The following is a 14,243-nucleotide window of genomic DNA, read 5'->3' as shown; positions in this document are numbered from 1 at the left end:
GCAATCCAGACTGCTTCCTCGCAGTCCCTTTCCTTCTCCCCTTGTGGGAGAAGGTGGCGCGAAGCGCCGGATGAGGGGTTGTCGCCTCGTATTCAACTGAGGGAGATGCGCGCGCGGAGAGGAACCCCTCATCCGACGCGCTGCGCGCGCCACCTTCTCCCACAAGGGGAGAAGGGTTCGCCGCTACTGCCGCTTGCGCTCGTTCGCGGCCGCGGGCTTCGGCGCCTCGGCGGGCGGCGGAGCAGCCGGTGGCGCGCTGTTGCTGGCGCCAAACAGCACGCGGGTCGGGTTGCGATCGAAATTGTTCACGGCACGGCTGATGTCGCCGAGGGTGCGCCGGCCGTCAGTCATCAGTGCGCCGGAGCGCTTGTCGAAGTCATCGGCCAGCTCGCGTATCGACTTCACGGCCTGGAACAGTTCGCCGCCATCCTTGCCGCCGGCCAGCGTGTTGAGGCCGAGCATGAGACTGTCGGCCTTGAGCACCACGCCGTCGACCTTGGCCATCACGCCATCGATCTTCTCGGAGTTGCGCGCGAGCGAATTGGTGAAGATCTCGAGATTCTTCAGCGAGTTCTTCACCGACTCCTGATTGTCGGCGACGATCTTGTTGATGTTCTGGAGCGTACCGCGGATCGCCTCGGTGACGTCTTGAAGCTTGTTGGGATCGGCCGTCAGTGTCGGAATGCCGTCCTCGTCGAGCGGCGGCGCGGGCGCCGCCTCCTCGCCGCCCTTGAGCGAGATCGCGGCAACACCGGTGAGGCCCTGGAATTCGAGGCCGACGAGGGTGTCCTTGCGGATCGGGGCATTGTTCTCGACCATGGCGAGTGCGACAACCCGCCGCGGGTTGTCGAGCTTCACCGAGACCACCTCGCCCACCCGGATACCGTTGAAATTGACGCTGCCGCCGTTGCGCAGGCCCGCCGCCGGACCCTCGAACACGACGCGCAGCGGGCTGCGCTGCTTGGTGGTGTGCAGCGACTGGAACCACAACACGAAGCCGATCGCGGCAGCGATCACCGCCAGCGTGAACGATCCGATCAGTACGTAATTTGCCCGCGTTTCCATCAGCTACTCCGGCACCTCAGCCCATCACCGCGCGAGCGCGCTTGCCATGGAAATATTGCCTCAGCCAGGGATGCTGCGAGGCCTGCATGTCGGCGATCGACCCTGCCGCAATGATCTTACCGTTCCCTAAAACGGCGATGCGGTCGCAAGCTGTGTAAAGGCTGTCGAGGTCGTGGGTTACCATGAAAACGGTCAGCCCCAAAGTGCGCTGGAGCGTCCTGACCAGCTCGTCGAAATCGCCGGCGCCGATCGGATCAAGGCCCGAGGTCGGCTCGTCCAGGAAGACGAGGTCCGGATCGAGCGACAGCGCGCGCGCCAGCGCCACGCGCTTGATCATGCCGCCGGAGAGCTCGGACGGAAAGCGCTCGGCCACTTCGGGCTTGAGGCCGACCATGGTGAGCTTGGCGATGGTGATCTCGTCCATCAGCCGCTGCGAGACCCGCAAGTATTCGCGCATCGGAAACTGGATGTTCTGCCGCACGGTCAGCGAGGAGAACAGCGCGCCCTGCTGGAACAGCACGCCCCAGCGCCGCTCCACGTTGCGGCGCTGCGACGTATTGGACGCATCCAGATCGACGCCGAACACCTCGATGCGGCCGGCAACCTTCGGCACGAGACCGATGATGGTGCGCGTCAGCACCGACTTGCCGGCACCGGAAGGGCCGACGAAGCCCAAAATCTCGCCGCGCTTGACGTCGAGGTTGAGGCCGTCGAGCACGCGCGTCGTGCCGAACTGCACGGTGATGTCGCGGACGCGGATGATGGGGTTTTGGATCTCGCCGGCCATCATCACATCCCGATGGAGGCAAAGAAGATCGCGAACACGCCGTCCATGACGATGACGAAGAAGATCCCCTTCACCACCGAGGATGTCGTGTGCTGTCCGAGCGATTCCGCGCTGCCCTGCACCGCAAGCCCCTCGACGCAGGCGACAATGCCGATCACCGCCGCCATGACTGGTGCCTTGACGATGCCGACGATGAAATGGTCGATCGAAATGGCGTCGCGCAGCCGCAGCAGAAAGGCTTCGGGCTCGACGCCGCCATAGAGCCAGGCGACGAGACCGCCGCCATAGAGCGCGGCCATCGCGCCGAGAAAGGCCAGGATCGGCAGCGCCAGCACCAGCGCCAGCATGCGCGGCAACACCAAAACCTCGATCGGGTCAAAGCCCATGGTGCGCAGCGCGTCGATCTCCTCGCGCATTTTCATCGAGCCGAGCTCGGCGGTGTAGGCGCTGCCCGAACGGCCCGCGACCATGATCGCGACGAGCAAGACGCCGATCTCGCGCAGCACCAGCACGCCGAGCATGTCGACGACGAAGAGATCGGCGCCGAAGCGGCGGAAGTGGAAGATGCCCTGCTGGGCGATGATGCAGCCGATCAGGAAGGTGATCAGCACCACGATCGGCACCGCGCGCCAGCAGACCTGCTCCAGATGATGCACGGTCGAGGTCAGGCGGAGCGAGCGCGGATGGATTAGCACGCGCCCGCACGCCGCGAGCACCGCGCCGAGCATGTCGATCAAGCCTGCCACCGTGCCGGCGACACCGGCCACGGCCCGGCCGATCTGCTCCAGCATGCCGGTGATGGTGATCGCACCGGTATCGATCACGGGCGTCGCCCTGACCCGGCGGACCTCGTCGACGAGGCTCGAATAGTTGGCGGAGAGTCCCGCGATTTGCGCCTCGACGGCACCCTGGGTGAGGCTGCGGCGCAGCCGCTCGATTAGCCAGGCGCCGAAAGTGTCGAGCTTGGCGACCTCGGACACGTCGATGAAGATGCTTTGCGAACCGCCGGCCAGCTTCTCGGCATCCGCGACCATCCGTTCCAGGACCGGCGCGAAGCTCGCGGTCCAGGTTCCGGTAGCGCAGAGTGCCAGCGCATTGCCCTTGGCAATCCGTTCCAGCTTCGGATCGCCGCTCAAGATGTCCGCTCCCATGCCCGGGCGGAGAAAAAGTGATGGATGCGCACGCGCCCTTGCCTAGAAAAGGTACCCCAACTGGCCATTGTTAGTTGCAACAGGTAACTAGCAGGTTCAGATTTCGCCAGAGTTCAAAATGACTTCCAGCAAAGTTCCGGCACTTCGCGCGCGAATCGAGCGCTTCCCGATCGCCGGCAGCTTCACGATCAGCCGGGGCGCCAAGACCGAGGCCGTGACTGTCGTGGCCGAGGTCAGAAGGGACGGTCTGACAGGCCGCGGCGAGTGCGTGCCCTATCCCCGCTATGGCGAGACCCCTGAAGCTGCGCTTGCGGCCATCCAGGCCATGCAGGACGCCGTGGCTGGCGGTCTCACCCGGCAGGCCCTGCAATCCGCCATGCCGCTAGGAGCGGCCCGCAACGCGCTGGATTGTGCCCTGATCGACCTTGAGGCCAAGGCCGCAGGCCTACGAGCCTGGGGCCTGCTGGACCGCCCGGTGCCGGGCGAGCGCACCACGGCCTACACCATCTCGCTCGGCACCCCCGAGGCGATGGCGGCGGCGACCGCCAGGGCGGCGCACCGGCCGCTGCTCAAGATCAAGCTTGGCGGCGACGGCGACGACGCCAGAATCGCGGCGGTGCGCAAGGCCGCCCCCGAATCGGAGCTGATCGTGGACGCCAACGAGGCCTGGACCGAGGCCAATCTGGAATACAACCTCGCCGCCTGCGACGCCGCCGGCGTCACCCTGGTCGAACAGCCGCTGCCGGCCGGCAAGGACGATGCGCTAGCGCGGATCAAGCGACCGCTCGCGGTCTGTGCCGACGAGAGCGTGCATGACCGCTCTTCGCTCGCGCCGCTCCGCGCGCGCTATGACGCCGTGAACATCAAGCTCGACAAGACCGGCGGCCTCACCGAGGCGCTCGCGATGGCGGACGCCGCACAGGCGCTCGGCTTCGAGATCATGATCGGCTGCATGGTCGCCACCTCGCTATCGATGGCGCCGGCGATGCTGGTTACCCCGCAGGCGCGCTTCGTCGATCTCGACGGTCCCCTGCTGCTGGCACGCGACCGCGATCATGGGCTGCGTTACGATGACAGCCTGGTCTATCCGCCGGACTCCTCGCTCTGGGGATGAGCCTTGAGCCGGTGCCGTGCCGACCAGATCAGGAGCGCACCGAGGCCGGCCATCGCGGCCATCACATAATACAGGCCGTCGCCGATGCGGGCGTAGATCGCGCCCGACGCGATCGAGGTCGTCGCGCCCAATAAGCCGATGCACGCGGCATAATAGCCCTGCCCGCGCGCGATCTGATGCGACGGCACGCGCTGCACCAGCAGATTCATGGTGCCGAGGATGGTCATTCCGAAGGTCAGGCCGTGCCCGAGTTGTACGACCGCCAGCAGCGCCAGCGGCGGATCGTGCGCTGTGACGACCCAGCGCACGACGGCGCTCGCACCGCCGATCGCCATCAGCGAGGATGGATGCAACGAAACGCGCGGCGATAGCGCGAAGACGACGATCTCGGCGATCACTCCCAACGTCCAAAGGCCGGCGATGGTCAGCCCGCCAAGGCCATGGGCCTGCCAGTTGATGGCCGAGAACGTGTAGTAGGCGACGTGACTGCCCTGGATCAGCGCCGCCGAGAGGATGACGGCCCAGAAGCCGGCATCGCGCAGCAGCGCCTTGCCGGCGGGTATCTCCGCGCTCCTGCGCCGCACATCGTCCAGTGGCTGGAGCAACAGGCTGGCGAGCACTGCCACGACAGCCCACGCGACGATGACCCAGATCAGCTCGCGCGCGGCAATGATGTCGACGAGATAGCCGCAGGCAAGCGAGCCGGCGGCGAAGGCCGCCGAGCCCCACAGCCGCACCGGCCCGTAGTCGATGCCGTAGCGGGCGACGCCGCGCAGCGCATAGGCGTCGGTGAGCGGGATCGTCGGCGTCCACATCATGCAGGTCAGCGCATAGATCAGGAGCAGCGCCAGCGGCTGCTGCTGCAAGCCGACCGCCGCAAAGCCCACCGCGGTCGCCAGCACCGACACCATCATGCCGGCGCGAACGGCATGGCGCTTTTCGGCAAGGGCGGTGGCGTAAGGCAGCGTGGTGAATCGCGTGATCGCCGGCAGCGCGTTGATGATGCCGATCCAGGCGGCGTCGATGCCGATCGCTTTCAGCCAGACCGGAAAGAACGGCAGATGCGTGCCCGAGACCGCGAAGACCGCCGAATAGAACAGCGCCAGCCGCACGGCGAATCGCCGCTTTTCGGACGCTGCGATGGGGATTTGTGATTCGGGCGCCATCAAACCAATTGCGATTCGGTCGATATCGTGGTGATCGTTAGCGTAACGCGCAGTGATTTGCGCGACGAGAATGACATGGCCTCTGAAGCATTTGCCCTCTCGCCTATGTCTGCCCGTGCGGCCGAGCCGAACGAGCAGGACTACGACGCGATCCGCGAAGCCTTCATGGAGACTGCGCGCGGCCGCTGGTTCCTCGGCGAATTTGCCAGGCGCAACCGCAATGCCGACACCAGCATGGTGCTCGATGCGGTCGCGAAAATCGAGGAAACCCTTGCGGCGCAGCGACAACCCATCGTCGAGGACCGCTTGCCCGAGGCGCTGGTCCAGATCCGCCACGCCATCCGGGAGGCCGAGACGATCGCGATCGGGGCGTTCGACCCCGCCGCGATCGAGGCCAGCGCCGGGCCGATCCAGCGCGGGGTGCGCATCATCAAGGAGATCTCCTGGCGCTGGCGCGAAATCGGCGCCGACGGGCGAATCTGCGATCTGATTGATTCGCAGCTCGCCGCCATCGAGACCGCCTGCACGCAGGTTTTGAGCATCGACCCGCGCGCCGACCTTGCGGCCGCTTTCGATCTCTTGAAGGACCGGGTGGCCCAGACCGACGCGGACGACAGCGCAGCGCCGCAGGTGGCGGTGCCGCCGTCCCCGGCGCAAGAGGCGCCCGCGATGGCGGACGTTCCGCCGGCTGAGACCGCGCCCGCCGCGATGGCGAGCGAAGCGCCCGCGGCTTTTGCGGAGGCCCTGCAAGACATCGCCGCGGCTCCGGCGTCTGAAGCCGCCGTTGAGATCGCCGCGCCCGTTGAAGCGATGTCCTTTGCCGAGGAGACGATGGACGCCTCCGTTGCGTCGCAGGTCATCGCCGAAAGCCATGTCGCGGTGGACGAGAGCTTCGCTGCGGCTGAGGACGAGCCTGCCGCCCTCGCCGAGACCGCCGAAGAGCTTCCGTTCGATGCGGCCGCGGAGGCCGAGGACGAAGCCGTGCTCGAGCGCATCGCGATGGAGATGGCCGCGCCCGATCCGGATTTCGACGAGATCGTCGAGCCGGTCGAGATCGCCGCGGCAATGCCCGAGCCGATCGTCGCGGAAGTCGCAGCGCCGGTCGCCGCCGAGATTCCGGAGCCGCCGGCTCCGATTGCGGAAGAGCCGCAGGTAGCCGAGGCGCCGATCGCGATGGAATCGCTGGCGCGCCTCACTGATGCCATCGCAGCGGCCGCCGCCGAGGTGATGGAGCGCCCCGTGCCGGCGATGGCACAGGCCGCAACGCTGCCGATGCCCTCGCCCATGCCCATGTCCGAACAGTCACTCGGCGCCACCATCCTCGCCAGCGGCATGCTGCAAAAGCCCCGCACCCCCGCCAACGATCCGCTGGCCCCGCTCCGCCGCATGACCCAGGCCGAAAAGATCGCTTTCTTCTCGTAAGACGAGCAGGACCCATCAACGCCGTCATTGCGAGCGCAGCGAAGCAATCCAGAATCCCTCCGCGGAAAGACTCTGGATTGCTTCGCTGCGCTCGCAATGACGGAGTATCAGGCAGCAGCGCCGCTCACTCTCGTGTCCCGGACGCGCTGTAACGCTTCTTGGCGCTGCTGCGCAGAGCCGGGGCACGACACCGCAACGCTATTCACGCTCGTTTCGAGTCGCTGTTCGGGACATACCCGCGCCACCATCACCAAACTGACGAGCCTAACGTCGTTTTGAGCGCGCGATCAGCCCCGGCTCCTCACCCGCAATTCCAGACCGCGCCGATCGGTGTCCGTGTCCAGCATGGACCGAAGCTGCCGCCGTTGTAGCGGCCGCCGCCAAAGCCGGGACGGCCGAAATAGCGCCACTCGCCGTCCCAGCCGTAATATTGGGGGACCGGATCGATGTACCAGTGGCGGCGATCGCTGCGCGAGAGGCGGCGCATCGCCTCCTTCTGCTTGTAGAGCGGAATGCTGTTGCTCAGCGGCTGGCGATAGCCCGGCAGGAAGCCGTAGCCATGCCAGGCTTGCGCCGGCCGTTTCTTGATCGGCGCAGCCGTAGCTGCGACCGACACCAGCGACAGAATGATAGCAATAGAGAGACACACGAAGCGCGACATGAGTTCACGATAGATAGTCGGTTGCAGGAAGGCCATTCAAATTCGAGTGCAAGGCGATTGCAGGATCACGGACCAATCGAATTGTCCGGAACTTGCTCTAGCTGATCACGCCCTTCCTGATCAGGAAGCATCCGTAGCCCCTGCTGTCCCCGACCTGCACGACGCCAAAGCTCGCCGCCGCCGCGCGATAAAAATCCGGCCGCGAGAGCTTGCCGGGACTGACGGGGCGGCCGACAGCGCGTTCGATCTCCGCCAGCACCGCGCGCTGCACGTCGGGCACGCGATCGGGATCGTCGACCGGCATCATCACGCGCACCGGATCCGGATCGAAATCGTCGAGCGGATAGAGCGTCATGATGGCGCGCACGGCGGTCTCCATGCCCATGCCCGGCAACTGGATCAGGCGCCGCGACAATGTGCTCTGCGCGATGCGGGTGGCCGGATGATTGGCGTCGACGACAACGAGGTCGTCGCCATGGCCCATGGAAGCCAGCAGCCAGAGCAGATCGGGCGTGAGGATCGGATCGATCGATTTCAGCATGTGACGGTCTATCTCCCCAAGGCATGTCTTTCGACGGCGTAACCGGCAAGCGAACGTTCACCATAGCAGGTTCCAGCGTGATTCAGATCACGCATGAGACGATGGTGATCGCGATCACGGACCCCAGGCTCGAACGCGGCCAAGCTTGCCCGCAACCAATCTCGTATCGAGATCAGTGCCAAAGGAGCACGCCATGTTCCGCCTAAAGCCTTTCCTGATGACCGCCGGCCTGCTCGGAAGCCTGTTCGGCTTCGCCTGCGGCCCTGTTTCCGCGCAAGTCGCCCCTGTCGAGCCTGCCCCGACCACGCTGCAGGGCCCGGAGCAACGGGTGGCGCTGGTGATCGGCAATTCGAACTACCAGAACGCACCGCAGCTCCAAAACCCCGATAATGACGCGCAGTCGATGGCGCAGTTCTTGAACTCGGCCGGCTTCGAAGTGGTCGCCGCGACCGACCTGACCCAGAACGACATGCTGCGCGTGGTGCAGGACTTCTCCGCCAAGGTCGCTTCACGCGGCCCCAACACGGTGGCGATGGTCTATTACGCCGGTCACGGCGTGCAGCTCGCCGGCGAGAACTATCTGGTTCCCGTCGACGCCAGGGTCTCCAGCCCGACCGAGCTCGTGAACAATTCCGTGCGCCTCGTCGACGTGATGTCGACGCTGGAGACGATCCCGAGCCGCATGCGCATCGTCATCCTCGATGCCTGCCGCAACAACCCGTTCCCGACCGTCAACGATGCCGGTCGCGGCCTTGCCATCGTCGATGCGCCGAACGGCTCGATCGTCGGTTACTCGACGGCGCCGGGCGCGGAAGCGCAGGACGGCACCGGCGGCCACAGTCCCTACACCCAGGCCTTCCTCAACGTCGCGCGCGAGCCCAACGTGCCGATCGAACAGCTGTTCAAGCGCGTGCGGCTGGAGGTCAACCAGACCACCAGCGGCGCGCAGATCCCGTGGGAAAGCTCGTCGCTGACCTCGGACTTCACTTTCTTCGGCGACACCGCTGTTGCCGCCAACCGTGCGCCGGTGAACGCGCCGGTGGTGCAGATGGCGTCCAATCTGCCGAGCCGTTCGACGCGTCAGGCCTATGACTACGTCGTGTCCGAAGGCCGCCCTGAATACTATCAGGAGTTCATCCAGATGTATCCGCACGACCCGCTGTGCGACCACATCCGCTGGCTGCTCTCCAACCTCCAGATCTCGCAGGCCTGGCACAAGACGGTGCTTGCCAACTCGCCGGTCGCCTACAAGAGCTTCTATGACAGCTACAGCAACAGCCCCTATGCGCCTGTCGCGCTGAAGCTCCAGGCGCAGCCGAAGCTGGTCCCGTTGATGCAGGCGACCAGGTTCCTGGCTCCGCAGACCATCAACCCGACCTTCAAGATCGGAAATCTCGGCCAGCCCAAATACATGCCGCTGGTCCAGCAGGGCAACGGCGCGCAGATCAACGGCAACCAGCCGATCGTGCACAAGCCGGTCGACAGCAACGTCAACGGCAAGCTCGGCGGCCAGATCAATGGTCAGGTCATCAACCTGCCGACGGGCAACCAGCAGAACGGCACGCCGTCGCAGACGCCGGGCAAGATCGTCACCCTGCCCGCGCCGACCCACACCACGACCAACAATGGCGGCATCGGAAAGATCGTCACGCTGCCCGCGACCAACGTCACGCAGAATTCCGGCAATGCCCAAAATTCCGGCAATGCCAATGGCAACCCCGGCAAGATCGTCAGCATGCCGGTGAATGTCGGCAAGAGCGGCTCGAATGCCGACGTGAAGCCTGTTCAGACGCAGACCAACCCGATCCGCATCAACAACGGCAACACCGGTATCGTGAAACTCAACAACAATCCGGTGAACAAGATCCAGGTCCAAAACGGCCAACAGAACAGCCGCCCGCAACTCAACACGATGCCGAACCGCATGGTCAACGGCAGCAACAACTTCCGGCAGTCGATGAACCAGGCGCCGAGCATGAACGGCGGCAACAACCACCGGAGCTTCATGCACTGATCGCGCAGAAAGCGCACACACGACAAAGGAGCAGAGCGGTAACGCTCTGCCCCTGCTTGATGTGGGCAAATAGAACAAGATCAGCTCGAGTGCGGCTCGGTCCTTACCTCTCCCCAGCGGGGAGAGGTCGGATTGCACCTGGCGATGCAAGGCATCGTCCAGTGCAATCCGGGTGAGGGGCCGCAGCGATCGGTGAGACCGTAACCCCTCACCCGGATCGCATCTTTCGATGCGATCCGACCTCTCCCCACGGGAGAGGTGAACCGAGCTCCCTCGCTCGCGCCGTTCAATTGGAATCAGGCCACCAGCTCGGCGAACAGATCAGCGTCGACATTGCCGCCGGAGAGCACGATGACGACGTTCTTGCCGGCGACGTCGAGACGTCCCGCAAGCAGCGCGGCGAGGCCGACGGCGCCGCCGGGCTCGACCACGAGCTTGAGCTCACGATAGGCAAACGCGACGGCGGCGCCGACTTCCTTATCCGATGCGGTGACGCCGCGCGCCAGCAGCTTGCTATTGATCGCAAACGTCATCTCGCCGGGGATCAAGGCCATCAGCGCGTCGCAGATGGTGCGGCCCGCAGGCGCATGCGGCTCGCGGTGGCCTGCCGTCAGCGAAAGGCCGTGATCGTCGAACGCCTCCGGCTCGGCCACCACGATCTCGGCCAGCGGATAACGCGCCTTCACCGCGGTCGCGACGCCGGCGATCAGGCCGCCGCCAGAGGCCGGCGCCACAACGATATCGGGCGCGAGGCCGAGCGCCGCCAGGTCCTCGGCGATCTCGCGGCCGGCGGTGCCCTGCCCCGCGATCACGAACGGATCGTCATAAGGTCTGACCAGCGTGGCGCCGCGCTTCTCGGCGATGCCGCGCGAGATCGCCTCGCGATCGTCGCGGTCGCGGTCGTACAGCACGACCTCGGCGCCGTAGGATTTGGTGCGCTCGCGCTTCGACAGCGGCGCATCCGCAGGCATCACGATGGTCGCCTGCATGTCGAGGATCTTCGCCGCGGCCGCCACGCCCTGGGCGTGGTTGCCGGAGGAGAAGGCAACGACGCCGCCGGCGCGCTTGTCCTGCGGGATCGAGGCCACCTTGTTGAAGGCGCCGCGGAACTTGAAGGAGCCGGTGCGCTGGAGCATCTCCGGCTTCAGGAACACCTTTGCGCCGACGCGCTCGTTGAGCACGGGAAAGGACAGCAGCGGGGTGCGGATGGCAAAAGGCGCGATCACGCGTGCTGCGGCATCGATATCGGCGGGGCCGATCGGAAGGGGCTGTTCGGTCATAACAGATGTTATCGCGTTGGATCAGGTGCCGGCAAGACATCTCGGTGCGAGGATTTGCCCGTCAGGCGACGATGCGGGCCTGTTCCGCGCCGTTCCGGCCGGGCAGCACAGCGCCGACCGCCAAAATGCTGTCGATGAAGGCCCGGGCCGAAGCCTCCCAGGTATAGTCGGCGGCGAATTCGACGCAGGCCTGCCGGGAGATCTCGAGCGCGGCGAAACAGGCGTTGCGCAAATCGTGATCCAGCGCGCCGACCGGCGCATCACCGATCACGTCGCGCGGTCCCTTCACCGGGAAGGCCGCGACCGGCAGGCCGCTCGCCAGCGCTTCCAGCAGGACCAGGCCGAACGTGTCGGTCTTGCTCGGAAACACGAACACGTCGGCCGCCGCGTAGATGTCCGCCAGTTCCTCGCCATGCTTTTGGCCGAGGAAGATCGCATCGGGATAGGCCTCTTCGAGCGCGACGCGCGCCGGGCCGTCGCCGACGATCACCTTGGTGCCGGGCAGGTCGAGGTCGAGGAAGGCCTCGAGATTCTTCTCCACCGCAACCCGGCCGACCGAGAGAAACACCGGCGACGGCAGGCACAGATCGATGGCGCGGGGGTGGAACAGGCTGGTGTCGACGCCGCGCGGCCACAGCACAACATTGGCAAAGCCGCGCTCGCCGAGCTCGCGCGCGAGCGCCGGCGTTGCCGCCATCACGGCGCGGCTACTGCTGTGGAATCGGCGCAGCGCCCGCCAGATCAGGGATTCCGGAACCGGCACCCTGGCGCGGACATATTCGGGAAAGCGGGTGTGGAAGCTGGTAGTGAACGGCAGCTTGCGTTGACGGCAATAGCGGCGGACCATCAGGCCGATCGGCCCTTCGGTCGCGATATGGATGCTGTCGGGACGGGCTTCCTCGATCAGCTTCGCGATTCGAGCCGGCCGCGGCATCGCCAGCCGCACGTCACGGTAGCTCGGCATCGCAAAGGTGCGGAACGATTGCGGCGTCAGGAACGTGAACTCGGCGCCGAGCGTCTCGGCGGCGTCAGCGAGCTTGGTCAGCGTCCGAACCACACCGTTGACTTGTGGGTGCCAGGCGTCGGTCGCGACCAGGATGCGCATCAAGCCGCCCTTGCCGCGACCTGTGGGACGGCTGCCTGCTTCTGCAACTGATCCGCCCAGGTGATGATCTCGAAATGGCCATCGTCGTGCTCGACCAGCGCCGTGCAGCTCTCGACCCAATCGCCGCAGTTCATGTAGCGGATGCCGCCCTCGTCGCGGATCACGGCATAGTGGATGTGGCCGCAGATCACGCCATCGGCGTCGTAACGGCGCGCCTCGGCGGCGAGCGCCTGTTCAAACGCGCCGATATAGTTGACGGCGTTCTTGACCTTCTGCTTGGCCCATTGCGACAGCGACCAGTACGGCACCTTGAACATGCGCCGGAAGAAGTTGACGAAGCGATTCATCTGGATCGCGAAGTCGTAGGCCTTGTCGCCGAGATGGGCGAGCCAGCGCGCGTTCTGCACCACGAGGTCGAAGATGTCGCCGTGGATGACGAGATAGCGCTTGCCGTCCACGCCGGTATGGACGGTGTTCTCGACGACGTCGATGCCGCCGAAATGCGTGCCGTAATAATTGCGCAGGAACTCGTCGTGGTTGCCCGGGATGTAGATGACCTTGGCGCCCTTGCGCGCCTTGCGCAAAAGCTTCTGGACGAGGTCGTTATGCGATTGCGGCCAGTGCCAGCTCGATTTCAGCGCCCAGCCGTCGACGATGTCGCCGACGAGATAGATCGTATCGGCGTCGTGGAAGCGCAGGAAGTCGAGCAGAAGGTCGGCTTGTGAACCGCGGGCTCCGAGATGAACGTCGGAGATGAACAAGGTGCGAAAGCGCCTGTCAGGGCTCTCGTCACTCACATCATAACTTCCCATGCGACATGCCTGTAACAATATCCCGTGACAGGGGGATGACCGATTGAACCTTTGAGGCACCTCAGATACGAATCACACCTCGCCTCGCCTTCCCCGCGAATATCAGTCGCATGCGACAATCAGGCGACACGGCGCCGCAACGGGCCCCGCAAAAGCACGGAACAGCTTGGCCTCATTGGTTAACGACGGAAGCCGCCGCGCTGCGCGAATCCTGCGTCAGTAGAACTTGTGGAAATGATGGATCGGCCCGTGGCCGTGGCCGACGCTGAAGCGGTCGGCGGCCGCAATTGCCGCGCTGATCCAGGCCTTGGCGTTGCGCACCGCGCGCTCGAGATCCTCGCCCTTGGCAAGTCCCGCCGCGATCGCCGAGGACAACGAGCAGCCGGTGCCGTGGGTGTTTTGGGTGACGAGGCGCGGTGCCGCGAGCGCGATGGTGTTTTCGGCATCGACGAGATAGTCGGTGCTCTCGGCGCCCTCCCCGTGCCCGCCCTTGATCAGGACCGCGCGGCAGCCGAGCGCGAGCAGGCGGCGCCCCTGGCTTTCGATCTCGGTCTCGCTTCGCGCGACCGGTTCGTCGAGCAGCGCAGCGGCCTCCGGCAGGTTGGGCGTGATCATCGAGGCCAGCGGCATCAACTTCAAGCGCAGGGCGTCGACGGCATCGGACGCCAGCAGGCGGTCGCCGGAGGTTGCGACCATCACGGGATCGAGCACGACGTAGCGGGGCATCCAGCGCGACAGCGCGGCCGCGATCGCATCGATGCTGGCCGCCTGCGCCACCATGCCGATCTTCACCGCGCCGACGTCGAGGTCGGAGAACACCGCATCGATCTGTGCGGCAACGAAATCGGCCGGAACCGCATGAATGCCGGTGACGCCCTTCGTGTTCTGCGCCGTCAATGCGGTGATGGCGGAAGCGCCATAGACGCCGAGCGCGGCAAAGGTCTTCAGATCGGCCTGGATGCCGGCGCCGCCGCTCGAATCGGAACCTGCGATAGTGAGCGCCACGGGCGTCGTCATGGGGCGATTTTCTGTTGATTTTGGGCCATGATCCGTCCTAGCGCGCATGCCGGAGGGCAGCAAGTTTGCTTGCGCCCGGAGGCAGCAAGTTCGCTTGCCAATTCCGGC

The 14,243-nt window shown here is 65.5% G+C and carries 13 protein-coding genes; 3 read left to right on the top strand and 10 right to left on the bottom strand.

Translation table 11 applies throughout. From position 1 onward, the window contains the following. Window positions 1–183: 183 nt before the first annotated feature. From GWG65_RS03725 to GWG65_RS03715, 3 genes are read right to left on the bottom strand one after another with little or no spacing between them, the layout of a single operon-like run. Window positions 184–1,065, bottom strand: coding sequence for an MlaD family protein (locus GWG65_RS03725; RefSeq protein ID WP_275194027.1), 882 nt, complete (start codon window positions 1,063–1,065; stop codon window positions 184–186). A 16-nt stretch (window positions 1,066–1,081) separates the two neighbouring features. Beyond that, the gene (locus tag GWG65_RS03720) at window positions 1,082–1,852 is read right to left on the bottom strand and encodes an ABC transporter ATP-binding protein (RefSeq protein WP_275194026.1); all 771 of its coding nucleotides are present in this window, start codon (window positions 1,850–1,852) and stop codon (window positions 1,082–1,084) included. Window positions 1,853–1,854: 2 nt separating this feature from the next. After that, window positions 1,855–2,988 (bottom strand): ABC transporter permease, encoded by a 1,134-nt coding sequence (locus GWG65_RS03715; protein ID WP_275194025.1) that lies wholly within the window; start codon window positions 2,986–2,988, stop codon window positions 1,855–1,857. A gap of 133 nt (window positions 2,989–3,121) precedes the next feature. Between GWG65_RS03715 and dgcA the strand changes: the two genes are divergently transcribed. After that, the gene (gene dgcA / locus GWG65_RS03710) at window positions 3,122–4,117 is read left to right on the top strand and encodes an N-acetyl-D-Glu racemase DgcA (protein ID WP_275194023.1); all 996 of its coding nucleotides are present in this window, start codon (window positions 3,122–3,124) and stop codon (window positions 4,115–4,117) included. Here the strand turns inward: dgcA and GWG65_RS03705 are convergent. After that, window positions 4,087–5,283, bottom strand: a complete 1,197-nt coding sequence (locus tag GWG65_RS03705; RefSeq protein ID WP_275194022.1) for an MFS transporter — start codon at window positions 5,281–5,283, stop codon at window positions 4,087–4,089. The two genes, dgcA and GWG65_RS03705, sit on opposite strands and share 31 nt — an antisense overlap. Before the next feature lie 75 nt (window positions 5,284–5,358). Between GWG65_RS03705 and GWG65_RS03700 the strand changes: the two genes are divergently transcribed. Next, window positions 5,359–6,705 (top strand): hypothetical protein, encoded by a 1,347-nt coding sequence (locus GWG65_RS03700; RefSeq protein WP_275194020.1) that lies wholly within the window; start codon window positions 5,359–5,361, stop codon window positions 6,703–6,705. Window positions 6,706–7,006: 301 nt separating this feature from the next. Here the strand turns inward: GWG65_RS03700 and GWG65_RS03695 are convergent, their stop codons facing one another. Beyond that, entirely contained in the window at window positions 7,007–7,402 is a 396-nt protein-coding gene (locus tag GWG65_RS03695) for a hypothetical protein (RefSeq protein WP_275194019.1), read from the bottom strand. A 61-nt stretch (window positions 7,403–7,463) separates the two neighbouring features. Then, a complete protein-coding gene (locus GWG65_RS03690; RefSeq protein WP_275194018.1) occupies window positions 7,464–7,907 on the bottom strand; it encodes an RbsD/FucU domain-containing protein in 444 nt (147 codons plus the stop codon). Between the two features lie 193 nt (window positions 7,908–8,100). Between GWG65_RS03690 and GWG65_RS03685 the strand changes: the two genes are divergently transcribed. Continuing rightward, window positions 8,101–9,921, top strand: coding sequence for a caspase family protein (locus tag GWG65_RS03685; protein ID WP_275194016.1), 1,821 nt, complete (start codon window positions 8,101–8,103; stop codon window positions 9,919–9,921). A 296-nt stretch (window positions 9,922–10,217) separates the two neighbouring features. Here the strand turns inward: GWG65_RS03685 and GWG65_RS03680 are convergent, their stop codons facing one another. The 4 genes from GWG65_RS03680 to thiD all read right to left on the bottom strand — a co-directional run bounded on the left by GWG65_RS03680 (window position 10,218) and on the right by thiD (window position 14,135). Further along, a complete protein-coding gene (locus GWG65_RS03680; RefSeq protein WP_275194015.1) occupies window positions 10,218–11,201 on the bottom strand; it encodes a threonine/serine dehydratase in 984 nt (327 codons plus the stop codon). A gap of 61 nt (window positions 11,202–11,262) precedes the next feature. Then, entirely contained in the window at window positions 11,263–12,306 is a 1,044-nt protein-coding gene (locus GWG65_RS03675; RefSeq protein ID WP_275194014.1) for a glycosyltransferase family 1 protein, read from the bottom strand. Next, window positions 12,306–13,118 (bottom strand): UDP-2,3-diacylglucosamine diphosphatase, encoded by an 813-nt coding sequence (locus tag GWG65_RS03670; RefSeq protein ID WP_275194013.1) that lies wholly within the window; start codon window positions 13,116–13,118, stop codon window positions 12,306–12,308. The genes GWG65_RS03675 and GWG65_RS03670 overlap by 1 nt, the downstream gene beginning before the upstream one ends. 216 nt (window positions 13,119–13,334) lie before the next feature. After that, complete coding sequence (thiD, locus tag GWG65_RS03665) at window positions 13,335–14,135, bottom strand: bifunctional hydroxymethylpyrimidine kinase/phosphomethylpyrimidine kinase (RefSeq protein WP_275194012.1); 801 nt, start codon at window positions 14,133–14,135, stop codon at window positions 13,335–13,337. Between the last annotated feature and the right edge of the window lie 108 nt (window positions 14,136–14,243).

This window comes from Bradyrhizobium sp. CSA207 (genome assembly GCF_029051685.1).
GTDB lineage: Bacteria > Pseudomonadota > Alphaproteobacteria > Rhizobiales > Xanthobacteraceae > Bradyrhizobium.
Note: the sequence above shows the minus strand (reverse complement) of the source record. Positions and strands in the feature narration are given on the sequence as shown.